The 24,916-nt window shown below is 72.0% G+C and carries 23 protein-coding genes; 14 read left to right on the plus strand and 9 right to left on the minus strand.

Annotated features, from left to right (window positions below; all coding sequences use genetic code 11):
• Positions 1-72: 72 nt before the first annotated feature.
• Positions 73-1,605 (plus strand): DUF2079 domain-containing protein, encoded by a 1,533-nt coding sequence (locus OG245_RS23630; RefSeq protein ID WP_371625451.1) that lies wholly within the window; start codon positions 73-75, stop codon positions 1,603-1,605.
• Positions 1,606-1,719: 114 nt separating this feature from the next.
• Here the strand turns inward: OG245_RS23630 and OG245_RS23635 are convergent, their stop codons facing one another.
• The gene (locus OG245_RS23635) at positions 1,720-2,322 is read right to left on the minus strand and encodes an RDD family protein (RefSeq protein WP_371625452.1); all 603 of its coding nucleotides are present in this window, start codon (positions 2,320-2,322) and stop codon (positions 1,720-1,722) included.
• A gap of 220 nt (positions 2,323-2,542) precedes the next feature.
• On the opposite strand from OG245_RS23635, the gene OG245_RS23640 reads away from it, so the two are divergent.
• From OG245_RS23640 to OG245_RS23655, 4 genes are all read left to right on the plus strand, one after another.
• Entirely contained in the window at positions 2,543-3,424 is an 882-nt protein-coding gene (locus tag OG245_RS23640) for a bifunctional methylenetetrahydrofolate dehydrogenase/methenyltetrahydrofolate cyclohydrolase (RefSeq protein WP_371625453.1), read from the plus strand.
• A gap of 23 nt (positions 3,425-3,447) precedes the next feature.
• Positions 3,448-4,032 (plus strand): DUF3017 domain-containing protein, encoded by a 585-nt coding sequence (locus tag OG245_RS23645; protein WP_371625454.1) that lies wholly within the window; start codon positions 3,448-3,450, stop codon positions 4,030-4,032.
• Positions 4,033-4,554: 522 nt separating this feature from the next.
• Complete coding sequence (locus tag OG245_RS23650; protein WP_371625455.1) at positions 4,555-5,766, plus strand: helix-turn-helix domain-containing protein; 1,212 nt, start codon at positions 4,555-4,557, stop codon at positions 5,764-5,766.
• A 407-nt stretch (positions 5,767-6,173) separates the two neighbouring features.
• Complete coding sequence (locus OG245_RS23655; protein WP_371625456.1) at positions 6,174-7,163, plus strand: malate dehydrogenase; 990 nt, start codon at positions 6,174-6,176, stop codon at positions 7,161-7,163.
• 83 nt (positions 7,164-7,246) lie between these two features.
• Here the strand turns inward: OG245_RS23655 and OG245_RS23660 are convergent, their stop codons facing one another.
• Complete coding sequence (locus tag OG245_RS23660) at positions 7,247-7,762, minus strand: carboxymuconolactone decarboxylase family protein (RefSeq protein ID WP_371625457.1); 516 nt, start codon at positions 7,760-7,762, stop codon at positions 7,247-7,249.
• A gap of 47 nt (positions 7,763-7,809) precedes the next feature.
• On the opposite strand from OG245_RS23660, the gene OG245_RS23665 reads away from it, so the two are divergent.
• From OG245_RS23665 to OG245_RS23675, 3 genes are all read left to right on the plus strand, one after another.
• A complete protein-coding gene (locus tag OG245_RS23665; protein ID WP_371625458.1) occupies positions 7,810-9,210 on the plus strand; it encodes a PLP-dependent aminotransferase family protein in 1,401 nt (466 codons plus the stop codon).
• A 115-nt stretch (positions 9,211-9,325) separates the two neighbouring features.
• Positions 9,326-9,598: a hypothetical protein gene (locus OG245_RS23670; RefSeq protein WP_371625459.1), complete on the plus strand. Its 273-nt coding sequence runs from the start codon at positions 9,326-9,328 to the stop codon at positions 9,596-9,598.
• 5 nt (positions 9,599-9,603) lie between these two features.
• Entirely contained in the window at positions 9,604-10,791 is a 1,188-nt protein-coding gene (locus OG245_RS23675) for a glutathionylspermidine synthase family protein (protein WP_371625460.1), read from the plus strand.
• A gap of 40 nt (positions 10,792-10,831) precedes the next feature.
• Here OG245_RS23675 and rocD read toward each other — a convergent pair whose 3' ends face one another.
• Positions 10,832-12,037 carry an ornithine--oxo-acid transaminase gene (gene rocD, locus OG245_RS23680; RefSeq protein WP_371625461.1) on the minus strand — a complete coding sequence of 402 codons (1,206 nt, stop codon included), beginning with the start codon at positions 12,035-12,037 and terminating at the stop codon, positions 10,832-10,834.
• Positions 12,038-12,348: 311 nt separating this feature from the next.
• Between rocD and trpS the strand changes: the two genes are divergently transcribed.
• Both trpS and OG245_RS23690 read left to right on the plus strand, forming a co-directional pair.
• Positions 12,349-13,341 (plus strand): tryptophan--tRNA ligase, encoded by a 993-nt coding sequence (gene trpS, locus OG245_RS23685; RefSeq protein WP_371627969.1) that lies wholly within the window; start codon positions 12,349-12,351, stop codon positions 13,339-13,341.
• 124 nt (positions 13,342-13,465) lie between these two features.
• A complete protein-coding gene (locus tag OG245_RS23690) occupies positions 13,466-14,065 on the plus strand; it encodes a 2'-5' RNA ligase family protein (RefSeq protein ID WP_371625462.1) in 600 nt (199 codons plus the stop codon).
• Between the two features lie 11 nt (positions 14,066-14,076).
• Here OG245_RS23690 and OG245_RS23695 read toward each other — a convergent pair whose 3' ends face one another.
• Together OG245_RS23695 and OG245_RS23700 are read right to left on the minus strand one after the other, a co-directional pair.
• Entirely contained in the window at positions 14,077-14,832 is a 756-nt protein-coding gene (locus tag OG245_RS23695; RefSeq protein ID WP_371625463.1) for a decaprenylphospho-beta-D-erythro-pentofuranosid-2-ulose 2-reductase, read from the minus strand.
• A 50-nt stretch (positions 14,833-14,882) separates the two neighbouring features.
• The gene (locus tag OG245_RS23700; protein WP_371625464.1) at positions 14,883-16,247 is read right to left on the minus strand and encodes an FAD-binding protein; all 1,365 of its coding nucleotides are present in this window, start codon (positions 16,245-16,247) and stop codon (positions 14,883-14,885) included.
• 172 nt (positions 16,248-16,419) lie between these two features.
• Between OG245_RS23700 and OG245_RS23705 the strand changes: the two genes are divergently transcribed.
• Positions 16,420-17,367, plus strand: coding sequence for a YihY/virulence factor BrkB family protein (locus OG245_RS23705; RefSeq protein WP_371625465.1), 948 nt, complete (start codon positions 16,420-16,422; stop codon positions 17,365-17,367).
• A 428-nt stretch (positions 17,368-17,795) separates the two neighbouring features.
• Here the strand turns inward: OG245_RS23705 and OG245_RS23710 are convergent, their stop codons facing one another.
• Positions 17,796-19,166, minus strand: coding sequence for a D-alanyl-D-alanine carboxypeptidase family protein (locus OG245_RS23710; protein WP_371625466.1), 1,371 nt, complete (start codon positions 19,164-19,166; stop codon positions 17,796-17,798).
• Positions 19,167-19,299: 133 nt separating this feature from the next.
• On the opposite strand from OG245_RS23710, the gene OG245_RS23715 reads away from it, so the two are divergent.
• The 3 genes from OG245_RS23715 to OG245_RS23725 all read left to right on the plus strand — a co-directional run bounded on the left by OG245_RS23715 (position 19,300) and on the right by OG245_RS23725 (position 22,778).
• On the plus strand, positions 19,300-19,545 hold the full coding sequence (locus OG245_RS23715; protein WP_371625467.1) for an SCO4848 family membrane protein: 246 nt from the start codon (positions 19,300-19,302) through the stop codon (positions 19,543-19,545).
• A gap of 33 nt (positions 19,546-19,578) precedes the next feature.
• On the plus strand, positions 19,579-20,952 hold the full coding sequence (locus OG245_RS23720; RefSeq protein ID WP_371627970.1) for a metallophosphoesterase: 1,374 nt from the start codon (positions 19,579-19,581) through the stop codon (positions 20,950-20,952).
• A gap of 272 nt (positions 20,953-21,224) precedes the next feature.
• Positions 21,225-22,778 (plus strand): ABC transporter substrate-binding protein, encoded by a 1,554-nt coding sequence (locus tag OG245_RS23725; RefSeq protein WP_371627971.1) that lies wholly within the window; start codon positions 21,225-21,227, stop codon positions 22,776-22,778.
• A 10-nt stretch (positions 22,779-22,788) separates the two neighbouring features.
• Here OG245_RS23725 and OG245_RS23730 read toward each other — a convergent pair whose 3' ends face one another.
• From OG245_RS23730 to OG245_RS23740, 3 genes are all read right to left on the minus strand, one after another.
• On the minus strand, positions 22,789-23,535 hold the full coding sequence (locus tag OG245_RS23730; RefSeq protein WP_371625468.1) for a TetR family transcriptional regulator: 747 nt from the start codon (positions 23,533-23,535) through the stop codon (positions 22,789-22,791).
• A gap of 100 nt (positions 23,536-23,635) precedes the next feature.
• Positions 23,636-24,076 carry a hypothetical protein gene (locus OG245_RS23735; RefSeq protein ID WP_371625469.1) on the minus strand — a complete coding sequence of 147 codons (441 nt, stop codon included), beginning with the start codon at positions 24,074-24,076 and terminating at the stop codon, positions 23,636-23,638.
• 113 nt (positions 24,077-24,189) lie between these two features.
• Complete coding sequence (locus OG245_RS23740) at positions 24,190-24,792, minus strand: hypothetical protein (RefSeq protein WP_371625470.1); 603 nt, start codon at positions 24,790-24,792, stop codon at positions 24,190-24,192.
• Between the last annotated feature and the right edge of the window lie 124 nt (positions 24,793-24,916).

Raw genomic sequence — 24,916 nt, forward strand, 5'->3', positions numbered from 1 at the left:
CCGTCGTACGGAATCGGCTCGCCGCTCTGTTCTAATGAACGGCCGTGGAAATCCCTAGCGGGGGCAGTCACCGTGCTTGAGCTGAACAAGAGTGGAACGGACCGGTCGGGACCGGGACGCCTGCCCGCCCAGGGCCCGGGGCCGGACGCCCGTCCGGCCGAGGCCGCGCCGGGAACGGGCGGGGCCGCCGCCGTCGAACGCGTACCTCTGCGCCCGTACCTCGTCGCCGGCGCGATCCTGTGCGCCCTCTACTTCCTCTACGCGTACTTCCAGTACAGCCGCTTCGGCTCGCCCTCCTGGGACCTGGGCATCTTCGAGCAGGAGGTCCGGGCGTACGCCGGGTTCGACGCCCCGGTCGTCGACATCAAGGGCCCCGGCTACCTGATCCTCGGCGACCACTTCTCGCCGGTCGTGGCGCTGCTGGCCCCGCTGTACTGGCTCTGGCCGTCGGCCGAATCCCTGCTGTTCGCGCAGGCCGCACTGTTCGCGCTGGGCGCGGTCATCGTCGGCCGCACCACCCAGCAGCTCCTCGGCGGGCGCTCCGGACTCTGCGTCACCGTCGCGTACGGACTCTCCTGGGGCATCCAGGAAGCGGTGAAGGCCGACTTCCACGAGATCGCGTTCGCGGTGCCCCTGCTCGCCCTCGTCTGCCGTGCCCTGCTCCTGGAGCGGTACACGGCCGCGCTCCTGTGGTCGCTCCCCCTGGTCCTGGTCAAGGAGGACCTGGGCGCCACCGTGGCCGTCGTCGGCTTCCTGCTCTTCGTGTACGGCCGCCGCCTCCAGGGCGCGCTGCTCGCCGCCTTCGGGGTCGCCGCCTTCGTCGTCACGCTCATGGTCCTCATCCCGGCGGCCAGCAGCGCGGGCACCTACGACTACTGGCAGAAGATCGACAAGAACGGTGAGCAGGACGTCTCGATGCTGGACTCCGTCCTCGGCGTCCTCAACTCCTCCGTCAAGATCGAGATGCTGGTCTTCCTGATCGGCATCACCGCGTTCATGGCGCTGCGCTCCCCGCTGACGCTGCTGATCGTGCCCACGCTCGGCTGGCGGCTGCTCTCGCAGGACAGCAACCACTGGGGCATGGTCTGGCACTACAGCGCGATCCTCATGCCGGTGCTCTTCCTCGCGCTCGCCGACGGCGTCCGCCGCAGCCGCGACTCGCACCGGCCCTGGCTCGCCTCGTACGCGAAGGTCGCCGTGCCCGTCGCCGCCGCGATCGCCGTCGCGATGACGCAGCACCTGCCGCTGCGCGACCTGCTGCGCCCGGAGACCTACCGCACCGACGACGCCCGCAGCCAGGCGGCCCGGGCGGCGCTCGACGCCATCCCGGCCGGGGCGCGGGTCGAGACCGACATCACGCTGATGGCCCACCTCACCTCCGACCGCACCGTCTACTGGGTCGGCGGAGCCCCGGGCACCGCACCCGACATCGTCGCCATCAACCTGGACTTCGGCTGGTCCCGCCCGATCCAGGACCCGGTGGCCTACGCCGAGCAGCTGCACCCCGAGGCGTCCTACCGGCTCAAGCACCGGGGCGGCAGCTTCGTGGTGATGGAGCGCACGTCACCGGAGCCGGCGGAGATCCCGGGCGTCCGCGACGGCTGACAGCGGCCCCGGCCCCGGGCCCGTACGCGCGAAGGCCGCGCCCGTCGAGCGGGTGCGGCCTTCGTACGTGCGAGGTGCTGCGGTGCAGCGGATCGATCAGGTGGAACGGGTGGGTCAGTTGGCCTTGACGACCACCGACGAGCAGACCTTGTCCGCGAACGTCTGCTTCTTCGCGTCCCACAGCGGCCACAGCCAGCCGATGTAGCAGGCGAGGCTGTCCAGGAAGTGGGCCAGGCGGCGGACGAAGGCCATGCCGAAGCCCAGCGGGCGGCCGTCCGCCTCGCGCAGCAGGCGGATGCCCACGGCCTTCTTGCCGATCGTCTGGCCGGTGGTGCCCTCCTGGTACAGCTGCCAGATGGCCACGGCGAGGAGGCCGATGAAGCCGATGACGCCGAGGATCGCGCCGAACGAGTCGCCGACCGCGCCGCCGATGATGACCAGGATGTACGGGACCATCATGACGAGCCCGTCGACGATCAGTCCGCCGAAGCGCAGGCCCCAGTGGGCCAGCTCCGGCATGCCGCCGCCGTGCCCGGGCTGCTGCGGGTAACCGCCGCCGTAGGGCTGGCCGGGCTGCTGCGGGTAGCCGTAGCCCTGCGGCGGGACACCCTGCGGAGCCTGCTGCGGGTAGCCGTAACCGGGCTGCCCCTGCGGCGGGCCCTGGGGCGGCTGGCCGGGCTGCTGCCCGTACGGGTTGTTCGGGTCGCCGAAGCTCATAAGGGGTGTTCCTTCAACAGACGTGTGGGGACGAAATGGCCACACGGAGGAAGGACATCGATCAGCGGCCCGCCCCCCGTACAACCGCGGCCCTCATCGTTATAAGCGGAACATATGTTTGTCCAGTCCGGGGTCCCGGATGTTGTGCAAGTGCAATGTGCGGTACGGGGGTGGCACCGGCAATTGGTATGCGGGCGGGGTCATCCGCGAGGATGGGCGCATGACTGCCCAGATTCTCGATGGCAAGGCCACCGCTGCCGCGATCAAATCCGATCTGACCGTCCGTGTGGCGGCCCTCAAGGCCCAGGGGATCACTCCCGGCCTCGGAACCCTGCTCGTCGGGGACGACCCGGGCAGCCGGTGGTACGTCAACGGCAAGCACCGTGACTGCGCCCAGGTCGGCATCGGCTCCATCCAGCGCGAACTCCCCGACACCGCCACGCAGGAGGAGATCGAGGACGTCGTCCGGGAGCTCAACGACAATCCCGAGTGCACCGGTTACATCGTCCAGTTGCCGCTGCCCAAGGGCATCGACACCAACCGCGTCCTGGAGCTGATGGACCCGGCGAAGGACGCCGACGGGCTGCACCCGATGAGCCTCGGCCGCCTCGTCCTCAACGAGAGCGGCCCGCTGCCCTGCACCCCGCAGGGCGTCGTCCAGCTGCTGCGCGCGCACGGCGTGGAGATCAACGGGGCGCACGTCGTGGTCGTCGGACGCGGCGTCACCATCGGCCGGTCGATCCCGCTGCTGCTGACCCGCAAGTCGGAGAACGCCACGGTGACCCAGTGCCACACCGGCACCCGGGACCTCTCCTTCCACCTGCGGCAGGCCGACATCATCGTCGCCGCCGCCGGGGTGCAGCACCTGATCAAGCCGGAGGACGTGAAGCCGGGCGCCGCCGTGCTCGACGTCGGCGTCAGCCGGGACGCGGACGGCAAGATCGTCGGCGATGTGCACCCGGGCGTCCGCGAGGTGGCCGCCTGGGTCGCCCCCAACCCCGGGGGCGTCGGCCCGATGACCCGCGCGCAGTTGCTGGTCAACGTGGTCGAGGCCGCCGAGCGGGCCGCCGCCGAGGCCGCCGACGCCGCCGCAACGGGCTGACGGCCGGATCCGGAGGGAACCTCATGGGTGCTGGTAAGAGTCCGGCCGACCCCGCACCGGCCGGCCGGGCGGCGGCGGACGAGCCGCGCGAACCGGACGAGCGGGACGGGGCCGCAGAGCCCGACGGGTCCGCGGAGCCCACCGGGTCCACCGGACGGGACCCGGCCACGGACACCGGCACGGACGGAGCCGCGACCGGCGGACGGCCCCGTCGGTCGCGGCGGTTCCCGCGGTTCACGCGGGACACCGCGCGCCCCGAGGGCGGCGGCAGGGCGGCGTCCGGCGACGCGCCCGCCCCGGCGCGGCAGTGGCCGCTGCTCACCGTGCTCGGCGCGGCGGGCCTCGGACTGCTGATCGTGGTGCTCGACCCGTTCGAGCAGGCGTTCCGCGTCGGCACGATCCTGATCGGCGGCGCGCTGATCGCCGGGGCCGTGCTGCGCTGGGTGGTGCCGTCGGTCGGGATGCTGGCGGTGCGGTCCCGCTTCACCGATCTGGTCACGTACGGGCTGATGGGCACGCTGATCGTGCTGCTCGCACTGGTCGCACAGCCCGAGCCCTGGCTCGACGTCCCGATCCTGGAGGACGCGGTCCGCTTCACGATCCGCTAGCGGGCGGGCGTCCCGCCCCGATCCGGCCCGTGGTGTCCGTCCCTACCCCCGAGGAGGGACGGGCACCACGGCGGAACGGGGCGACCGGGCGAGGAGCCCCGGTACGCGGTGGGACGGGCGGCCCTGCCCCGTCCCGACCTCAGCGTCATGGACACGGAAGGCCGGGACAAGCGCTCACTGTGGCCTGTGGCACGGAAGTGACCATTCCGGCACGGTGTGATCGCCGCGCAACGATGGCAGACTGGTCCGGCGCACAGAGCGGCACGGAGCAGGCGGAGCGGTGGCCGGCGAGTGTTCGGGGCGCGGTGTCCGGGGCGCGTGAGGACACGTACCCCGTACCGAATGCCCCCGTGCGCCTCCTCGTCAGGAACTGACACCCTGGCTCCGCGCATCCTCGTGGGTAGTCCAGCCGACGGTCCGGACCGGACGGGCGGCGGACGGACCGGGGGATGTACGGGCCGGGGGCCGGCCGCAGCGGGGCTCAGCAAGTACGTCCGGGGGACATGAGGTGGGGAGAACGCGATGCCTCGTTGGAAGGCACTGCCCGAAGAGCTCGACCCGCAGATCAGGGAGTTCGCCAGCCAGCTGCGCAGGCTCGTCGACCGCAGCGGGCTGAACATCAACGCGGTGGCCGACCGCACGGGTTACAGCAAGACGTCCTGGGAGCGGTATCTCAACGGGCGGCTGCTCCCCCCGCGCGGAGCCGTCCTGGCCCTCGCCGAGGTGACAGGCACCCCGCAGCACCACCTCACGACCATGTGGGAGCTGGCGGAGCGGGCCTGGAGCCGCGCCGAGATGCGCCATGACATGACGATCGAGGCCATCCGCATCACGCAGGCCCGTGCCGCGCTCGGCGAGCTCGGCACGACGTCTCCCGACGCCCCCGCGGGCGGCCGGTCCGGCCGGTCCTCCGCCGGCGGCCGGCACAGCGCGTCCGGCGCCGGTGCGCGGGTTCCCGCCGCCGCGGGCCCGGCCGGCACGGACGCCCCGCCCCGCGACGCCCACGGCAGGGACGCGTACGGCGGCGGGGCCCACGAGCCCGCCGACGACGACACGCGCCGGCTCCTCGTCCCCACCCAGCGCGGTACCGCACCGCACCCCGACCGCCGGCAGGACCGACCGTACGACGGCGGGCGGGACCGGGGCGGGCAGCGGCCGGTGCGGAACACGGCGGAGAACACCGGCCGCGGCTCCGGCTCCGGCCGGGACAGGCGCGGCACCCGACCGGGCAGGACCACCGGCGGCCACGGGCCTGGCGCCGCCATGCTCGCCGTCGGGGCCGTCGGCGCCCTGATCGTCGTGGTCGGCGCGGTGCTGCTCGCACCGGGCGACGACGCGGCCAAGGCCGCGCCCTCCCCGTCAGCGGCCCCCACGAAGGCCGCCACGGAGCTGCCCGTGGGTGTCGAGTGCAGCGGCGCGGACTGCGCCGGGCAGGACCCCGAGGCGATGGGCTGCGGCGGTGAGTTCGCCCGTACGGTGGCCGGCGCCGTGGTCGGCGGCAGCAAGATCGAGGTCCGCTACAGCGAGGTCTGCTCCGCCTCCTGGGCCCGGCTCACCGAGGCGGCCATCGGCGACACCGTGCGGATCACCGTCGGCGAGGGCGCGCAGAGCGGCGAGGTCATGGGGGACTCCGAGGCGTACACCCCGATGGTCGCGGTGAAGAAGGCGGCCGACGCCAAGGCCTGCGCGACGCTCACCTCCGGCACGAAGGGGTGCACCGACCCGGGCGAGTGACGGCGGGTCCGGGACGGGGAAGCCAGGAGCCCCGTCGCCCGCGCGTGCGGTGGGTGACCGGTTGTGTGCGGTGCCACAGGGGGCCGGGCGGCCCGGCCCGGCCGGGTCCGATAGCCTGACCGCTGGATATCTCTTCACGTCAAGATTGGTCGCGGCGGGGAGGGTGTCCAGCACCAGGGTCCGGCACCAGGGCCTGTCGTCAAACTGCCGTCGTCGCCCGAAGGGCGGCCGGGCGGCGCATGGTGCGTGCGATCGCAAGGCGCCGGGATGGTCTTGTAGCGGAGCTACTAGGGCATTTCGGCAACGCCGCGAGCGTGCGTGCCAGGCGTCGCGCGGCAGGCGGCAGTTTGACGGCAGGCCCTGGGGGGCCGGGACCCCCACCGCCAGCTGTCTAAACGGAGACCGCCATGACCCGCACTCCCGTGAATGTCACCGTGACCGGCGCAGCCGGCCAGATCGGCTACGCGCTGCTCTTCCGCATCGCCTCCGGCCACCTGCTCGGCCCGGACGTGCCGGTCAACCTGCGCCTCCTGGAGATCCCGCAGGGCCTCAAGGCCGCCGAGGGCACCGCGATGGAGCTCGACGACTGCGCCTTCCCGCTGCTGCGCGGCATCGAGATCACCGACGACCCGAACGTCGGCTTCGCCGGTGCGAACGTCGCCCTGCTCGTCGGCGCCCGCCCGCGCACCAAGGGCATGGAGCGCGGTGACCTGCTCGCCGCCAACGGCGGCATCTTCAAGCCGCAGGGCAAGGCCATCAACGACAACGCCGCGGACGACATCAAGGTCCTCGTCGTCGGCAACCCGGCCAACACCAACGCGCTCATCGCGCAGGCCGCCGCCCCGGACGTACCGGCGGAGCGCTTCACCGCGATGACCCGTCTGGACCACAACCGCGCGATCTCGCAGCTGGCGGCCAAGACCGGCGCCGCCGTCTCCGACATCAAGAAGCTGACGATCTGGGGCAACCACTCGGCCACCCAGTACCCGGACATCTTCCACGCGGAGATCGCCGGCAAGAACGCGGCCGAGGTCGTCGACGACGAGGTGTGGCTGGCCGACACCTTCATCCCGACCGTCGCCAAGCGCGGCGCCGCGATCATCGAGGCCCGTGGCGCGTCCTCGGCCGCATCGGCCGCCAACGCCGCCATCGACCACGTGCACACCTGGGTCAACGGCACCGCCGCCGGCGACTGGACCTCGATGGGCATCCCGTCGGACGGCTCCTACGGCGTCCCCGAGGGCATCATCTCCTCCTTCCCGGTCACCACGAAGGACGGGAAGTACGAGATCGTCCAGGGCCTGGACATCAACGAGTTCTCCCGTACGCGCATCGACGCGTCGGTCAAGGAGCTCACCGAGGAGCGCGACGCGGTCCGCGAGCTCGGCCTCATCTGACCCGCGCCCGCACCACGCGAAAGCGCCCCCGGCGGCCTGTGCCGCCGGGGGCGCTTTCGCGTCCTCCCCCGCCGTGAACGTGGTCAGCTCGTGAAATCGCCGGGCGTGTAGTGCCCGGGAGTCAGCCGGCCGGACACGCCGAAGCGGTTCCAGGCGTTGATCACGGTGATGGCCGCGATCAGCTGGGCCAGCTCGGTCTCCTCGAAGTGCTCGGCCGCCTGCTCGTACACCTCGTCCGGGACGAACCCGTCGGTCAGGACGGTGACGGCCTCGGTCAGGGCGAGCGCCGCCAGCTCCTTCGCGGTGTAGAAGTGCTGCGACTCCTTCCAGGCGCTGAGCTGGACGATCCGCTCGACGGACTCGCCCGCCGCGAGCGCGTCCTTGCTGTGCATGTCCAGGCAGAACGCGCACTGGTTGAGCTGCGAGGCCCGGATCTTCACCAGCTCGACCAGGACCGGGTCCAGGCCCTTGCGGGCGGCGATGTCGAGCCGGACCATCGCCTTGTAGACGTCCGGGAGGAGCTGGGAGACGGAGAGCCGGGGCGGGTGCTCGGGGACGAGGTCGGCCGGGGCGTGGTGGTGCTCGTGCGTCGTGGTCATGAGGACGACGCTACGGCCCCGATGGCACCCCGGTAAGGTCCATTGGCATGACGGATTCCTGGGCCACTTTCGGCGCGGACCTGCATCTGGAACCGGTCGGCCAGGGGCTCCGCAGCGGGCTGATGGAGGCGCTGCGGGAGGCGGTGCGCACCGGCCGCCTGACCCCCGGCACCCGGCTGCCGTCCTCCCGGGTGCTCGCCGCCGACCTGGGCGTCGCCCGCAACACGGTCGCCGACGCCTACGCCGAACTGGTCGCCGAGGGCTGGCTCACCGCCCGGCAGGGCTCGGGGACCCGGGTCGCCCGGCGGTCCGCGCCGCGCCGCACCGACCCCGCGGCGGCCCCCTCCCGGCCGGTGCGGCCCCGGGCCGGGTACAACCTGAGGCCCGGCTCGCCGGACCTGTCCGCCTTTCCGCGCACCGCCTGGCTCAAGGCCGCCCGCAAGGCGCTCACCGCCGCACCCGACGAGGCCTTCGGCTACGGCGACCCGCACGGCCGCGTCGAACTGCGCACCGTGCTCGCCGAATACCTGGCGCGGGCGCGCGGGGTGTACGCCGATCCGGAGCGCATCGTGATCTGCTCCGGCTTCGCGCACGGGCTGACGCTGCTGGGCCGGGTGCTGCGCCGGCGCGGGGTCCGGGAGATCGCCGTCGAGTCCTACAACCTCGACCTCCACACCGGCCTCCTCACCGACGCCGGGCTGCGCACCCCGTGCCTGCCCCTGGACGAGCACGGCTCCCGGACCGGCGAGCTGACCGCGCTGCGCGGCGCGGGCGCGGTCCTGCTGACCCCGGCGCACCAGTTCCCCACCGGCGTACCGCTGCACCCGGACCGGCGGGCCGCCGCCGTCGACTGGGCCAGGTCCACCGGCGGGCTGATCCTGGAGGACGACTACGACGGGGAGTTCCGGTACGACCGGCAGCCGGTGGGGGCGCTCCAGAGCCTCGACCCGGAGCGGGTCGTCCATCTCGGCACCGCCAGCAAGTCGCTGGCCCCGGGGCTGCGCCTCGGCTGGATGGTGCTGCCCCGGAGCCTGGTGGGCGAGGTGGTGGCGGCGAAGGGCGTGTCGGACTGGATGTCCGGCTCGCCCGACCAGCTGACGCTCGCGGAGTTCATCGCCTCGGGGGCGTACGACCGGCACGTGCGCTCCATGCGGCTGCGCTACCGGCGCCGCCGCGACCAGCTCGTCGCGGCGCTCGCCGAGCGCGCGCCGGGCATCGAGGTCAGCGGGATCGCGGCCGGGCTGCACGCGGTCCTCGAACTCCCGCCGGGCGCCGAGCGTTCGGTGGTCCAGGCGGCGGCGTTCCAGGGCCTGGCGCTGGACGGCCTCGCGCGCTACCGCCACCCGGACGCCCCGGCCGCCCGCGACGCCCTGGTGATCGGCTACGGCTCGCCGTCGGAGAGCGCCTGGGCGGGCGCGCTCGACGCCCTGTGCCGGGTGCTGCCGTAAAAGCCCGGTAGAACACAGGTTTCGAACCGGCCCTACGTCGAACTAGTCTGACAAGAAGTCCGGTGACGCAAGAGGGGCGCCGGACCCGATCGTGCACCACGGGGGAGAACCGAACATGGCCGTACGAAGGCTGAGGTCGAGCACGGTCGTGCTCGGCGGCATGGGGCTGCTCGCCCTGACGATCACGTCCTGCGGCTCGGAGCCGGACAAGCGCTGCGCCGACCGCACGACGCAGAAGACCCTGCCGAGCTCCGAGTGCCGCAGCGGCGGCAACGGCTCGTACTACTACGGCGGCAAGAGCGACAGCGGCAAGGTGCAGGGCGGCAGCTTCGACAAGTCGGCCGTCGACCGCGGCGGCTTCGGCTGCTCCGGCTCCGGCGGCGGCTGACCGCCGTGGAACGCCGCACGATCGAGCCGCGCCCCGGCTGGCAGGAGACCGTCGAGGCGCAGGGCGTCGTCTACCCGCTGACCCGTTACCCGGACGACTCGCTGCGCCCGTACTGGGACGAGAGCGCCTACTACGTCTTCTCGCTGCCCGAGGTCGAGGCGCTGGAAGACGTCGTCGAGGAGCTCCACACGATGTGCCTGGCCGCCGCCGCGCACATCGTCGAGCGGGACCGTTTCGCCGACCTCGGCATCACCGACCCCCGCCTCGCCGCGCTGGTCGCCGAGTCCTGGCGCCGGCGGGACGAACTGCCGTCCGTGTACGGGCGGTTCGACCTGCGCTACGACGGCGACGGCCCGGCGAAGATGCTGGAGTACAACGCCGACACCCCGACCTCGCTGGTGGAGGCCGCGAGCGCGCAGTGGTTCTGGATGGAGGACCGGTTCCCCGGGGCCGACCAGTGGAACTCCCTGCACGAGCGGCTGGTCGACGCCTGGAAGCGGCAGGCGCCCCTGCTGCCGCCCGGACCGCTGCACTTCGCCCACTCCGACGGCGACGAGCTGGGCGAGGACCTGATGACGGTCGCGTATCTGCGCGAGACCGCCCAGCAGGCCGGGCTCGACACCCACGCCCTGTCCGTCGAGGAGATCGGCTGGGACCGGCTCTCGGGCCGGTTCGTCGACGAACGGCTGCGGTTCATCCGCAGCTGCTTCAAGCTCTACCCCTGGGAGTGGCTGGCCACCGACCGCTTCGGCCCGCAGGTGCTGGACACCCTCGACAACGGCGGCGGCTCCGGCACCACCTGCTGGATCGAGCCCGCCTGGAAGATGCTCCTCTCCAACAAGGCGCTCCTCGCGATCCTCTGGGAGCTGTACCCCGGCCACCCCAACCTGCTCCCCGCCTACCTCGACGGGCCACGCGAGCTGGCCGGACCCGGCGGGGCCGGATACGTCTCCAAGCCGCTGCTCGGCCGCGAGGGCGCGGGCGTCGAGCTGCACGGCCCGGGCTCGCCGCCCGTGCCGCGCGACGAGCCGTGCTGCTACCAGGAGGTGGCCCCGCTGCCCGACTTCGACGGCAACCGGGTGGTGCTCGGCGCGTGGGTCGTCGAGGACGAGGCGGCGGGGCTCGGCATCCGGGAGTCGGCGGGGCCGGTCACGGACGAGTACGCCCGCTTCCTGCCCCACGTCATCCTCTGAGACCGAGGGAGCCGGGACCGGCTCCCTCGGTCTCAGGTCCTCAGGCGCTCAGCACCGTCCGCAGCCGGTCCAGGCCCCAGTCCAGGTCCTCCTTGCCGATCACCAGCGGCGGGGCGATCCGGATCGTGGAACCGTGGGTGTCCTTCACCAGCACCCCCAACCCCATCAGCTTCTCGGAGATCTCCCGGCCGGTGCCCAGCGCCGGAGCGATGTCGACGCCCGCCCACAGCCCCCGGCCGCGCACCGCCTCCACCGCGCCGCCGCCCGTCAACAGGCCCAGCTCCCGGTGCAGATGATCACCGAGCTCGGCCGCCCGCTGCTGGTACTCGCCGGTCCGCAGCATCGCGATCACCTCCAGCGCCACCGCGCAGGCCAGCGGGTTCCCGCCGAACGTGGAGCCGTGCTCACCGGGCCGGAACACGCCGAGGACGTCCGCCGAGGAGACCACCGCCGACACCGGCACCACCCCGCCGCCCAGCGCCTTGCCCAGCAGGTACACGTCGGGCACGACGCCCTCGTGCTCCAGCGCGAACGTCTTCCCGGTCCGCCCCAGCCCCGACTGGATCTCGTCCGCGACGAACAGCACGTTCCGCTCGCGGGTCAGCTCCCGTACGCCGGGGAGATAGCCGGCCGGCGGCACCAGCACCCCGGCCTCGCCCTGGATCGGCTCGATCAGCACCGCCACGGTGTTCTCGGTCATCGCCTCCCGCATCGCGGTGAGGTCGCCGTACGGCACGATCTCGAAGCCGGGGGTGTACGGGCCGAAGTCGGCCCGGGCCTCCGGGTCGGTGGAGAAGCTGACGATCGTGGTCGTGCGGCCGTGGAAGTTGTCCGAGGCCACGATGATCTTCGCCATGCCGTCCGGCACGCCCTTGACCCGGTAGCCCCACTTGCGGGCGGTCTTCACCGCGGTCTCCACGGCCTCCGCCCCGGTGTTCATCGGCAGCACCGTCTCCATGCCGCACAGCGCCGCCAGCTCCGTGCAGAAGTCGGCGAACCGGTCGTGGTGGAAGGCCCGGGACGTCAGCGTCACCCGGTCCAGCTGGGCCTTGGCCGCGTCGATGAGCCGGCGGTTGCCGTGGCCGAAATTGAGTGCCGAGTACCCGGCGAGCAGATCGAGGTACCGGCGGCCCTCGACATCGGTCATCCAGGCGCCCTCCGCCGAGGCCACGACGACCGGCAACGGGTGGTAGTTGTGCGCGCTGTGCGCCTCGGCGGAGGCGATGGCAGTTTCCGTGATCGACACGGGATCTCCGTTCGTCGTGCGGCGTGGGCGGGGGTGGTGCCCACTTTGTATCGTCGGTCGGAACCCACGCCGGGAAACCTCCGCCGCCCGGCGCGCCCGCCGTCGCACGCCGGGCGGCCGAAATGTGCGGTTCGTCTCAGGCGTGCGCTCCCGTGCTCCGGACTCCTGCGGATACGCGCCCTCTCCGCCCCGCACCGGCTGCCGGAGATCGCCCCCGTACCTGAGACAATGGGGCCATGGCCTCTGATCGCCCTTCGCTCCCCACCGACCAGCCGCAGACGGGCCGCACCGGTGCGGCCGCCCGTCCGCGCGTGCTCTCCGGGATCCAGCCCACCGCGGGCTCGTTCCACCTCGGCAACTACCTGGGCGCGGTGCGCCAGTGGGTGGCGTTGCAGGAGAGCCACGACGCCTTCTACATGGTCGTGGACCTGCACGCGATCACGATCCCGCAGGACCCCGCCGAGCTGCGGGCCAACACCCGGCTCGCCGTGGCGCAGCTGCTGGCGGCCGGTGTGGACCCGGAGCGCTGCACGCTCTTCGTCCAGAGCCATGTGCCCGAGCACGCCCAGCTCGGCTGGGTGATGAACTGCCTCACCGGCTTCGGCGAGGCCTCCCGGATGACGCAGTTCAAGGACAAGTCCGCCAAGCAGGGCGCCGACCGGGCCACCGTCGGCCTCTTCACCTACCCGGTGCTCCAGGTCGCGGACATCCTGCTCTACCAGGCCAACCAGGTCCCGGTGGGCGAGGACCAGCGCCAGCACATCGAGCTGACCCGCGACCTCGCCGAGCGGTTCAACGGCCGGTACGGCCGGACGTTCACCGTCCCCGCGCCGTACATCCTCAAGGAGACGGCGAAGATCTTCGACCTCCAGGACCCGGCGGTCAAGATGAGCAAGTCGGCCTCCACGCCGAAGGGCCTCATCAACCTGCTCGACGACCCGAAGGCCACGGCGAAGAAGGTGAAGAGCGCGGTCACCGACACCGACACGGTGATCCGCTTCGACGCCGAGAAGAAGCCGGGCGTCAGCAACCTGCTCACGATCCTCTCCACCCTCTCCGGCAGCTCCGTCGAGGACCTGGAACGGAGTTACGAGGGCAAGGGCTACGGTGCGCTGAAGACGGATCTGGCCGAGGCCATGGTGGAATTCGTCACTCCCTTCCGGGCCCGCACCCAGCAGTATCTGGACGACCCGGAGACGCTGGACGCCGTCCTGGCCAAGGGAGCGGAGAAGGCCAGGGCCGTCGCCGCGGAGACCTTGGCGCAGACGTACGACCGGATGGGCCTCCTGCCCGCGAAGCACTGAGTCCAAGGACCCTGGCGAGATCATGGCCGCAGGGGTCACACTTGCGGCGACGGAACGCGTGGGCCGGAAACCCGGCCCACGCGGCATGACCGGAAATCGACCATCGACGGTGGAGGAGAACGACGTGGGGACCGTAACGCTCGGCGTTTCGATCGCGGTCCCGGAGCCCTACGGCAGCCTGCTCCAGGATCGCCGCGCGAGCTTCGGGGACCCTGCCGCCTTCGGCATTCCCACCCACGTCACCCTCATGCCGCCGACCGAGGCGCAGTCGGCGGACCTGCCGGCGATCGAGGCGCACCTCGACAGGATCGCCACGGCCGGCCGGCCCTTCCCGATGCGGCTGTCGGGCACCGGGACCTTCCGCCCGCTGTCGCCGGTCGTCTTCGTCCAGGTCGTCGAGGGCGCGTCGGCCTGCTCCTGGCTCCAGAAGCGGGTCCGGGACGCCTCGGGCCCGCTGGTGCGCGAGCTCCAGTTCCCGTACCACCCGCACGTCACCGTGGCCCACGGCATCGCCGAGGAGGCCATGGACCGGGCCTACGAGGAGCTCGCGGAGTACGAGGCGGCCTGGACCTGCGGATCCTTCTCGCTGTACGAGCAGGGCCCGGACGCCGTCTGGCGCAAGCTCCGGGACTTCCCGTTCGGAGCGGGCGGCGGCACGCCCGCCGTCCCGGCCCAGGGCGGCTACACGATCGACGCACCGTCGGCCCCGTCGCTGCGGCCCTAGGCCGAAAGGCCCTAGACCGGCAGCCGACGGAACAGCGGGCGCGGTACGTGCCGCAGCGCCGCCATCACCACCCGGAGCGAACCGGGCACCCACACGGTCTCCGAGCGCCGCCGCAGCCCCGCGACGATCGCCACCGCGACCTCCTCCGGGCCGGTCGCGAACGGCTGCTCCGGCCGTCCCGCCGTGGCCCGGGTCCGGACGAAGCCGGGGCGGACGACCATCACCTGCACCCCGGTCCCCTGGAGCGCGTCGCCGAGCCCCTGCGCGAAGGCGTCGAGGCCCGCCTTGCTGGAGCCGTAGATGAAGTCCGCGCGCCGGGCGCGCTCCCCGGCCACCGAGGACAGCACCACCAGCGAACCGTGCCCCTGCGCCTGTAGCGCGCCGGCGCACACCAGCCCGGCGGAGACCGCCCCGGTGTAGTTGGTCTGGGCGACCCGGACCGCGGCCATCGGCTCCTCCTCGTCCCGTGCCTGGTCGCCGAGGACCCCGAACGCCATCAGCACCACGTCGATGTCGCCCTCCGCGAAGACCTTGCCGAGGACGACCTCGTGGGAGGCGGAGTCGAGTGCGTCGAAGTCGACGGTCCGCACGTCCGCACCCCGGCCGCGCAGCTCGGCGGCGGCCGACTCCAGGGCCGGGGAGGGGCGCCCGGCCAGCCAGACCCGGCGGGTGCGCAGGGCGATCAGCCGGCGCGCGGTGGCCAGGGCGATCTCGGAGGCGCCGCCGAGGACGAGCAGGGACTGCGGGGCACCGAAGGCATCCTTCACGGGAATCTCCTGATCAGAGGGGGTGGGGATCACGCAGGCACGGGCGGGTCCTACAGGCCGAGGCGGCGCGACAGGTCGGAGCGGAACGCCTCCGTCGGGTCCAGCCGTGCCCTCAGCTCGCGGAAGTCCGCCAGCCCCGGGTACATGGAGGCCGCTGTCTCCGGCCGCATCCGGGAGTCCTTCGCCAGGCAGACCCGGCCCCCGGCGGCGGCCACCTCCTCGTCGACGTCGTCGAGGAAGCGGGCCAGCCCGGGCAGGGCCGCGGGCAGGTCCAGGGCCAGGGACCAGCCGGGCGCGGCGAACGACAGTCCTCCGGGGTCCGCCGCCCCGAACCGCTGGAGCACGGCCCGCACGGCGGGGCTCCGGCGCGCCGCGATCCGCCGCACGACCCGGTGCAGGGTCTCCTCCTGGCCGTACCCGACGGCGAACCGATAGCGCACCAGGCCGCCCCGGCCGTACAGGAGGTTCGCGTCCCAGAAGGCGTCCGCGGCGTGGAAGAAGGCGGGGACCGGCCGGAGCTCACCGGTCCGCGCACGGGGTGCGCCCCGGTAGCGGACCTCGTTGTACAGGGCGGCCGATGCCGGGCCGACCAGCCCGCCCGGCACCGGCGGAAGGCCGGGGAGCCGGAACCGCCCCCGGGGCCCTCCGGACCGCGGGGAGAACAGAGTGCGCCCAGCGTGCGCCGGGCGCATATCAGGGGTCGCGTGCTCCCCCCGGGTGAGGATCCCGCGTCCGGTCGCCCGGCCCCGGGCCATCAGGTCGATCCAGGCGGAGGCGTACGGCAGCCGGTCGCCGCCCGCGGTGAAGCGGGCCAGCAGATCGTCCAGGTCCCCGGCGCGCTCGGTGGAGACGGACATCAGCCCGGTCGCCACGCGCCGCAGGCGCAGGGTGGCGCCCAGGATCACTCCGGTCAGCCCCAGGCCACCGGCGGTCGCGTCGAAGAGAGCGGTGCCCGGCAGGACCGTACGCACCTCGCCGTCGGCGGTGAGCAGTTCCAGGGCGCTCACGTGCCGGGCGAACGAGCCCGAGCGGCGGTGGTCGAGGCCGGACAGATCGGAGCCGATCGCCCCGCCGACCGTCACCCCGCCGGTCCCGGGCACGACCGGCGGGAGCCAGCCGAGCGGCAGCAGGACCCGCAGCAGCCGCTCCAGACTCACCCCGGCGTCGCAGCGCACCACGCCGGCGGCGGCGTCGACACCGCCGACCCGGGCCAGACCCGTCAGGTCGAGCACCGAGCCGCCCGCGTTCTGCGCCGCGTCCCCGGGCGACCGCCCCAGCCCGCGCGCGATGACACCCCGGGGCCCGCGCCCCCGGACGACGGCGGCCGCCTCCTCGTGGGTACGGGGGCGGAACCGCACGGCGGTCGTCGGGGCGGTGCGGCCCCAGCCGGTCAAGGACACCAGGTCGACGGACATGAGGGTGACCGTATCGCCCGGGAAATCCCCTTTGCGGCATTGGTGAATTCGCTCACCGGAACGGGTGATGGAGTGAGTGTCAGCGGAGCGTGACGGGGTTCCGCCGCACGCGTCCGGAAGAGTCCGGGGCGGGCCGTCGATGTTCCTGGCCCAGGAGGGTACGCGTGACGTCATGGACTGGCTGAAGAAACTCCCGGTGCTCGGGCCCCTGGTCGCCCGGCTGATGGAGACGCACGCGTGGCGTTCCTACGAGCGGCTGGACCGGGTCCACTGGGCCAGGCTCGCGGCGGCGATCACCTTCATCAGCTTCCTGGCCCTCTTCCCCCTGATCGCGGTCGGCGCGGCCGTCGCCGCCGCCCTGCTGAGCGACCAGCAGGTCGACACCATCAAGGACAAGCTCGCCGACCAGGTGCCGGGCATCTCCGACCAGTTGGGCATCGACGGGCTGATCGCCAACGCGGGCACGGTCGGCCTGGTGGCCGGCGCGCTGCTGCTGTTCACCGGTGTCGGCTGGGTCGGCTCGATGCGGGAGTGCCTGCGCGCGGTCTGGGAGCTGGACGAGGTCCAGGAGGCCAACCCAGTCGTCGCCAAGGTGAAGGACGCCGTGCTGCTCGTCGGCCTCGGCGGCGCGGCGCTCGCCACGCTGGCGGTCTCCACCGTCGGCTCGACGGCGGTCGGCTGGACCGCCGACCTGATCGGCATTCCCGAGGACGGGGTCGGCGGCATCCTGCTGCGGGCGGCCGCCCTCGCGGTCGCGGTCGTCGCCGACTTCCTGCTGCTGCTCTACCTGCTGACGCTGCTGCCCGGGGTGGAGCCGCCGCGCCGGCGGCTGGTGGTCGCGGCCCTGCTCGGGGCGGTCGGCTTCGAACTGCTGAAGCTGCTGCTCGGCAGCTATATGCGGGAGGTCGCGGGCAAGAGCATGTACGGCGCGTTCGGCGTGCCGATCGCGCTGCTCCTGTGGATCAACTTCACCGCGAAGCTGCTGCTGTTCTGCGCCGCCTGGACGGCGACCGGCAGCAAGGAGGAGGAGGGCGTGAACGGGTCGGAGGACGCGCCGGAGACGGGTACGGAGGACGATGCCGCCGGGACCGTGACGCACGGCGGCTCCACCCGCGCCTAAGGGCTTGCAGAGAATCAACTTGCTGTCGAACACCGTGCATGAGCTGCGGTGTCAAGAGCGCGAGTGCGCAACTTATTGTTCTGCAAGCCCTAAGGGCTGTCCCGCAATTCCCGGTGGATCGGCGCGCGGCGTCAGATGCGGTGCATCGCAAGGCGGAGGGACGTCCGCATACTGGATGTATGCGGACGTTCCGACAACGCGGCGAGGTGCCGTAGCTGTCGTCGCGCGCCCGCCGGGAATCGCGGGACAACCCTTAGGCCCTGCCGTCGAGCCGCCGCCTGCCCCGCGGCGCCGTGCACGTGCTCCCGCCGCACCGGGCACAGGCCCGAGTACGTCCCGTACGAGGACCCGCACCCGGCACACCGGGAGCACGCACCTGACCCCGCAGGGCCGCCCTCCGGGCGACGACGGCAGTCCGACGACAGGACCTAGGACTTGTCGCCCGGAGCGGCCGAGGCGGTCGGCCCGACAGGATCGGCCGGCTCGACGGGCTTGTCCGTGTCGACGGGGCCGTCCGTGTCGGCGGGTTCCGCCGGGCCCGCCGCCGGCGGTGTGCGGCGGGTCAGGCCGGCCAGCGGCCAGCGGCGGTTGACGAGGAACACCCCGCCGCCCAGGAGCACCAGCAGACCGCCGATGATCGCCAGGGCGGTGCCGACCCCGCTGGAACGGTCCCGGGCCGCCGACGCGTGCGTGGCCTCCGCCTGGCCCCCCGAACCCTGGTCGGCTCCGGCGGCGGGCTTCGCCGCGCCCTTGCCGCCGCTCCCGGTGTCCACGGACTTCGGCGGCACCAGCTCGCCGACCGGGGTCACCTTGCCGCTCGCGGCGAAGCCCCAGTCGAGCAGGTGCGCGGCCTCCTTGTAGACGGCGTGGCTCTCCTCCGCCGACGGGTTCATGACCGTGACCAGCAGGACCTTGCCATTGCGCTCGGCGACGCCGGTGAAGGTGTTGCCCGCGTGGGTGGTGTAGCCGTTCTTGACGCCCGCGATGCCCTGGTACGGGTCCACGCCGATGTCCCCGGTGATCAGCCGGTTGGTGTTCTGGATCTCGAAGGAGTCGCGCTTCTTCCCCTTCTTCTCCTCGCCGGGGAAGTCGGCCGACGCGGTCGCCGCGTACTCGCGGAAGTCCTTCTTCTGGAGACCGCTGCGGGCGATCAGGGTCAGGTCGTAGGCGCTGGAGACCTGGCTCGGTGCGTCGTACCCGTCCGGGGAGACCACCCGGGTGTCCAGGGCCTGGAGCTCCTCGGCGTGCTTCTGCATCGCGGCCACCGTCTTGGGGACGCCGCCGTACATCTCCGACAGGACGTGCACCGCGTCGTTGCCCGACCGCAGGAACACCCCGAGCCACAGGTCGTGGACCGTGTAGGTGTGGTCCTCCTTGATCCCGACCAGGCTGCTGCCCTCGCCGACCCCGGACAGCTCGCCCTCCGTCACCTTGTGGGTCAGGGTGGTGGGCTGGAGCGCGGGCAGGACGGTGTCCGCGAAGAGCATCTTCAGGGTGGAGGCGGGGGGCAGCCGCCAGTGCGAGTTGTGCGCCGCCAGGACGTCGCCGTTCTCCGCGTCCGCGACGATCCAGGACCGGCCGGTCAGCTCCTTGGGCAGCACCGGCGCGCCCGCGCCCAGGTTGACCTGGGTGCCGGCCCTGGCCAGCTGCTCCCCGCCGAGGCTGGACATCGTGCTCGGCGGCTTCGGCTGTTTGTCGTCGCTCTTGTCCTTGTCGGCCGCGGCGGCGGGACTCAGGACGAAACCGGACAACAAGGCGGCGGTGGTGACCGTGATGGCGATCTTTTTCAGAGCAGGCACGGTCGGAAACGTACAGGGCGGAGATGTGGATGCGGACCCGGACCGGCTGACCCGCCGCAGGGAACGCCGGGACGGCCCCGTTCGGACGCCACCCCGGGGGAGAGGGCCGGGAGGCGGCGGCGATACTGGACCCATGAAGCTCAGCCGCCGCATGTCCTGGTTCCTGCTCGCGTTCGGGGTGTGGAGCTGGTTCATCTGGATCACTTTCGTCAAGAACCTGTGGCAGGACGGCAGCGGGCTCGCCTTCGACGACGCGGGCGAGCCGACCGGGTACTTCTGGGTGCACCTGCTGCTCGCCATCACGTCCTTTCTTCTGGGGACGGCGGTCGGCGTGATCGGGTTGCGCGGAGTGAGGGCTTTGCGCGACGACCGCGCATGACGACGGGAACATGGGGAAGCTCGCATGGCAGCAGTGCTCTTCGCTCTGGTGGGGGTCGTGGTGCTGGCGCTGCTCGGCGCCGTGCACCGGTATCTGTGGCGCCGCTTCGTCGGTGACACGACGGCGCCGGGCAGTCCGCTGCGCCGGGCGGGCACCGTCGCGGCCTTCGTCCTGCCGCTGCTGAGCGTCGGCGCCATGACGTCCGGCCGGGCCGGAGCGCCCTTCTGGCTCCAGCAGGTGCTGGCCTGGCCGGGCTTCCTGTGGCTCGCCTGTCTGCTCTACCTGACGCTGGCGCTGCTCGTGGGCGAGGTCGTACGCCCCCTTCTCCTTCGGGTCCTCGCCCGGCGCGACGGAACGCCGGGCACGGCGGAAAGCGGAACGGCTCCCGACGTCCTCGCCGACGTCAGGGGCGAGACCCGTCCTCGTACCGAAGAGCTGGTCCCGTCCCGGTCGGGCGGCGTCCCCACCGGTTCGGAAGCCGTGACGGGTACGGCCCCGGAGCCCGTGGCGGAACCGGAAGCGGAACCCGCTTCCGACGTCTCGGCCGCCCCTGCCACCACCGCTTCCACCCTCGCCCCCGGCCCCTCCCGGCGGCTCTTCGTCTCCCGGGTCGTCGGCGGCGCCGCGGCCGCCGCCGGACTCGCCACCGTCGGCTACGGCACGTACGGCGTGCTGCGCGGGCCCAGCGTCCGGCGGATCACCGTCCCGCTGGCCCGACTGCCCCGTGCCGCCCACGGTTTCCGGATCGCCGTGGTCAGCGACATCCACATCGGGCCGATCCTCGGCCGCGCCCACACCCGCCGGATCGTCGACACGATCAACGCGACCTCGCCCGACCTGGTCGCCGTCGTCGGCGACCTCGTCGACGGCTCCGTCGCGGACCTGGGCTCCGCCGCCGAACCGCTGGCCGCCCTGCGCGCCCGGCACGGCAGCTTCTTCGTCACCGGCAACCACGAGTACTTCTCCGGCGCCGAGCAGTGGGTCGACCACGTCCGCGAACTCGGGCTGATCCCGCTGGAGAACGCCCGGGTCGAGATCGAGGGCTTCGACCTCGCCGGCGTCAACGACATCGCGGGCGAGACCGAGGGCCAGGGGCCCGACTTCGCCCGTGCGCTGGGCGACCGGGACCGCGGCCGGGCCGCCGTCCTCCTCGCCCACCAGCCCGTCGTCATCCACGACGCCGTCGAGCACGGCGTCGACCTCCAGCTCTCCGGCCACACCCACGGCGGACAGCTCTGGCCCGGCAACTTCCTCGCCGAGCTGGCCAACCCCACCGTCGACGGGCTCGAACGCTACGGCGACACCCAGCTCTTCGTCTCGCGCGGCGCGGGCGCCTGGGGTCCGCCGGTCCGGGTGGGCGCCCCCTCCGACATCACCGTCGTGGAGCTGGCCTCCCGTCAGGCGTAGCCGCGTTGCGGGTGCGACGGTCCGGAAGCTCCGGTTCCACCGTCATGGAATCCACACCGAAGGGTCACCGTCAGCTACGGAAACCCGCAGGTAGGAAGCGCGAAACAGCCTTTTCGGACAGAGGTTCGGGGGCGTGTCCAATAAAAGGCTGTGAGTGCCCCATTTACTCTTCCAGATGTGAAAATCGTGTGATTGGGTAAGCGCGAACATGCGGCGATGTGCGCGTCACAAACGCGACCGCCGAGGTGGGGCTGGTAAGGGAGAGCACGGCAATGCGGTCGGTCCGGGTGCGGATTCTCGCGATTCTCGCGGTATTGGTGATAGCGGGCGTCGGTGCCTGGCAACTGCTCCCGTCGGGGGAGGCGAAGACCGATGCGATCACGGTCGGTACATCGGACGTCGTCACCTCCCTCGACCCGGCCGGCGCGTACGACGCGGGTTCCTGGGCGATCTACAGCAACATCTACCAGTCGCTGCTGACCTTCAAGCCCGGTGCGGTCACGCCGGAACCGGACGCCGCCGAGAGCTGCGGATTCGTCGGGCAGAAGCTCCAGACGTACCAGTGCAAGCTCCGCGACGACCTGACGTTCTCCAACGGCCGCAAGATCACCGCCGAGGACGTCAAGCACTCCTTCGACCGGATCTTCACGATCAAGTCGGACGTCGGTCCCGCGGGTCTCTTCCCCACGCTCGACTCGGTCTCGACCGAGGGCAGCACGATCACGTTCAACCTCTCCGGCAGGGACGCGACCTTCCCGCAGAAGATCGCCACCGGCGCCGCCGCGATCGTCGACCCGGCCACGTACCCGAAGGACAAGCTCCGCCAGGGCAACCAGGTCGACGGCTCCGGACCGTACGTCCTGAAGTCGTACGAGTCGGGGAAGAGCGCCGAGCTGGTGCCGAACCTGAAGTACAGGGGCGCGCTCAAGAAGACCGGCGAGGCGGTGAACATCCGCTACTTCAAGACCTCCGAGGAGCTTCAGACGTCCTGGGACGCCGGAGACGTGGACGTCGCCCACCGCCAGCTCCCGTCCGAGACGCTCGCCGAGCTGAACGTGAACGACCCCGACGTGCGGGTGACCGAGGCGGCCAGCGCCGAGATCCGCAACATCATCTTCAACGTCCGCGAGGACTCGCCGTTCCGGGAGAAGAAGGTCCGCCAGGCCGTCGCCGCGCTCCTCGACCGCGGCCCCCTGGTCCGGAAGGTCTACCAGGGCACGGTCGACCCGCTGTACTCGCTGATCCCCACCGGCTACATCGGGCACAGCACCCCCTTCTTCGACGCCTACCCCTCCTCCGACCCCAAGCGCGCGGCGCAACTGCTGGAGCAGGCCGGGGTGGAGACGCCGGTCGCCGTCAAGTTCGCCTACCGCGAGGGCGACATGTACACCAAGGAGACCGCCGAGCTGCGCCGTCAGATGGAGAAGGACGGGCTGTTCAAGGTCTCGGTCGAGGCCGTGGAGTGGACGAAGTACCAGAAGGGCTACGCGGCCGGTAAGTACGAGATGTACACCGTCGGCTGGTTCCCCGACTTCCCGGACCCCGACACCTTCGGCCAGCCGCTCGTCGGCACCGGGAACGTGCTGCACAGCGGATACTCCAGCAAGAAGATGGACCAGCTGATCACGGCCACGCAGCAGTTCAGCGACCGCAGCCGGACCTCGAACGACTTCAAGGACATGCAGGCGCTGGTCGGCGAGGACGTCCCGCTGCTGCCGCTGTGGCAGAAGAAGGACTACGTCGTCGCCAAGTCCGAGGTCGCCGGCTCCCAGTACCTCTCCGACGGCACCGGCACCTGGCGCCTGTGGGAGCTCAGCTGGATCTGATCCGGACGGGTCAGTCGGACGGGTCGGACGGCCGGGGCTTCGCCCCGGCCGTCGCCGTACCCGGCAGGAACTCCACCAGCAGCGCGTGGATCTGCCGCACCAGCGGTCGCAGCACCCGGAACCGGGAGAGCGAGATGGCCCGTGCGACGATCGGCGCGGTGCGCTCGACCAGCCGGCGGCTGCGCTCGGCGCCCTCGCTGCGGTCGTACACCCAGAACAGCACCAGCCCCATCTGCATCAGCCACATCAACTGCGGCAGCAGCGGGGCCAGTTCCGGGTCGCTCTTGACGTCCGCCCCGGCGATGCAGCGCTCGTGGATGGAGATCGCCGCGTCACGGGCGGCCACCGAGTCCTCGGAGAACGGGGAGAGCGGGCTGTCCGGATCGGCGGCGTTCTTGAAGAACTGGGCGGCGAAGCGGTGGTACGGCTCCGCCACGTCCAGCCAGCCGAGCAGCACGCCCCTGACGCGTACGGTCAGATCCCTGTCGCCCTCCAGCACGGGCCGGACCGCCGCCGCGTGTTCGTCGGCGATCCGGTCGTAGAAGCCCTGGACCAGGTGCTCCTTCGAGGAGAAGTAGTAGTAGGCGTTCCCGACCGAGACGCCCGCCTCCTGGGCGATGGCCCGCATGGTCGTCCGGTCGTAGCCGCGCTCCGCGAAGAGCCGGAGCGCCGTCTCGAGAATCAGCGTGCGGGTCTGCTCGCTCTTCGCGGCCTTGGCCGGTTTGTTCGCCTGCGCGTTCTTCTCTTCCTTCACCACGGGTCCAAGGTTATCGGGGACCCCGCGGCGCTCCGGCCGGGGAGGCGCACTCGCGGCCCCGGGTGCGCAGGGCGGAAGGGCCAGGGGGCGGTCACCGGACTCACTGCCACGGCGCCGGCGCGGGAGCGGCCCACCGGCCCTGGGGCCCGGGAGGCGTCCAGGCCCCCGGCGGCACCGGCGGGGTCTGCTCGCGCTCCAGGGCGCCGCGGCGGCGGATGCGGCTGAGCACCCACACATTGCCCAGGTGCATGACGCCGAGCACCAGCAGGACCACGCCCACCTTCACCGAGAGGGCCTCGAACAGCTCGCGGGCGTTGGCGACCTGGTCGGAGCTCTTCAGGTAGAGCGTGACGAACCCGAGGTTGACCAGGTAGAAGCCGACCACCAGCAGGTGGTTGACGGCGTCGGCGAGCTTCTCGTTCCCGTGCAGCACATCGGCGAGGAAGACCCGTCCGTTGCGGCTGAGGGTGCGCGCGACCCAGACGGTGAGCGCCACGGTGATCAGCAGGTAGATGACGTACGCGACAACAGTGAGGTCCATGCCCCACCCTCCCTTGAACGCGTTCAAAAATGCTTTCGGGCATGACGATAGACCCCTTCTTGAACATGTTCAAGAAGGGGTCCGGGGAGAGGTGGGGCAGAGCGCCCCGGGCGTCAGGCGCTCAGGGAGCGGGCCTGGTTGAGCTGGCCCATGACGGCCGGGAAGGTGTGCGGACCCATGGCCGGGATCATCGTCGAGTGGTGCCGGCCGCCGCTGACGACCGTGACCTGGATGAATCCGGTGGTCCGCTTCTCCTTCATCAGCAGGAACAGCAGGCCGATCAGGCAGAACAGCGCGAAGATGATCGCCAGCACGACCGCGTGCGTCGGGATCTTCTCCTCCGTGCGCGACATGTCCGTGGCCGTCCAGACCGCGCCCTTGAGCGGCATCGTCCCGGACGGGGTGACGATCGCGTCGCTCATCACGGTGATGTCGCCGATCGACAGCATCGGCACGCCGCCCTGGCCTGGCGCTCCCTGCGGCACCGGGAGGTACTGGCCGGGCATCGTCGGCTGCGCGTGCTGGGGGTACCCGTAACCGGGGCCGGGCTGGGCGGCGTGGTCCGGCAGCGGCTGCGGATAGCCGTACGCGGGCGGGGAGCCCGTCGCCGGGTAGCCGTACCCCTGGCCGTCGGCGATGGTGGGCTGGTGGCCCGGCTGCTGCTGGGGCGGGCCCCACTTGTACGCGTCGTCCGCGTACGGATTCGGCTCGCTCACGACGATCCCCGTTCTCTTTCGGTCTTCAGCTCCGCTGAACCGTACCGCCCGTGCGGCCCCCGGCGCAGCAACAGGCCCCGCCCCGGCAGCGATGAGGCTGCGGGGACGGGGCCTGTCGACGTAA

It is taken from the genome of Streptomyces sp. NBC_01116 (assembly GCF_041435495.1).
Taxonomy (GTDB): Bacteria; Actinomycetota; Actinomycetes; order Streptomycetales; family Streptomycetaceae; genus Streptomyces.

Coding starts and splice junctions, on each gene's coding strand:
- OG245_RS23705 (WP_371625465.1), top strand. CDS start 16,420: ATGGACTGGCTGAAGAAACTCCCGGTGCTCGGGCCCCTGGTCGCCCGG.
- OG245_RS23660 (WP_371625457.1), bottom strand. CDS start 7,762: ATGACCACGACGCACGAGCACCACCACGCCCCGGCCGACCTCGTCCCC.
- OG245_RS23640 (WP_371625453.1), top strand. CDS start 2,543: ATGACTGCCCAGATTCTCGATGGCAAGGCCACCGCTGCCGCGATCAAA.
- OG245_RS23715 (WP_371625467.1), top strand. CDS start 19,300: ATGAAGCTCAGCCGCCGCATGTCCTGGTTCCTGCTCGCGTTCGGGGTG.
- OG245_RS23725 (WP_371627971.1), top strand. CDS start 21,225: ATGCGGTCGGTCCGGGTGCGGATTCTCGCGATTCTCGCGGTATTGGTG.
- OG245_RS23645 (WP_371625454.1), top strand. CDS start 3,448: ATGGGTGCTGGTAAGAGTCCGGCCGACCCCGCACCGGCCGGCCGGGCG.
- OG245_RS23700 (WP_371625464.1), bottom strand. CDS start 16,247: ATGTCCGTCGACCTGGTGTCCTTGACCGGCTGGGGCCGCACCGCCCCG.
- OG245_RS23650 (WP_371625455.1), top strand. CDS start 4,555: ATGCCTCGTTGGAAGGCACTGCCCGAAGAGCTCGACCCGCAGATCAGG.
- OG245_RS23665 (WP_371625458.1), top strand. CDS start 7,810: ATGACGGATTCCTGGGCCACTTTCGGCGCGGACCTGCATCTGGAACCG.
- OG245_RS23735 (WP_371625469.1), bottom strand. CDS start 24,076: ATGGACCTCACTGTTGTCGCGTACGTCATCTACCTGCTGATCACCGTG.
- OG245_RS23670 (WP_371625459.1), top strand. CDS start 9,326: ATGGCCGTACGAAGGCTGAGGTCGAGCACGGTCGTGCTCGGCGGCATG.
- OG245_RS23635 (WP_371625452.1), bottom strand. CDS start 2,322: ATGAGCTTCGGCGACCCGAACAACCCGTACGGGCAGCAGCCCGGCCAG.
- OG245_RS23655 (WP_371625456.1), top strand. CDS start 6,174: ATGACCCGCACTCCCGTGAATGTCACCGTGACCGGCGCAGCCGGCCAG.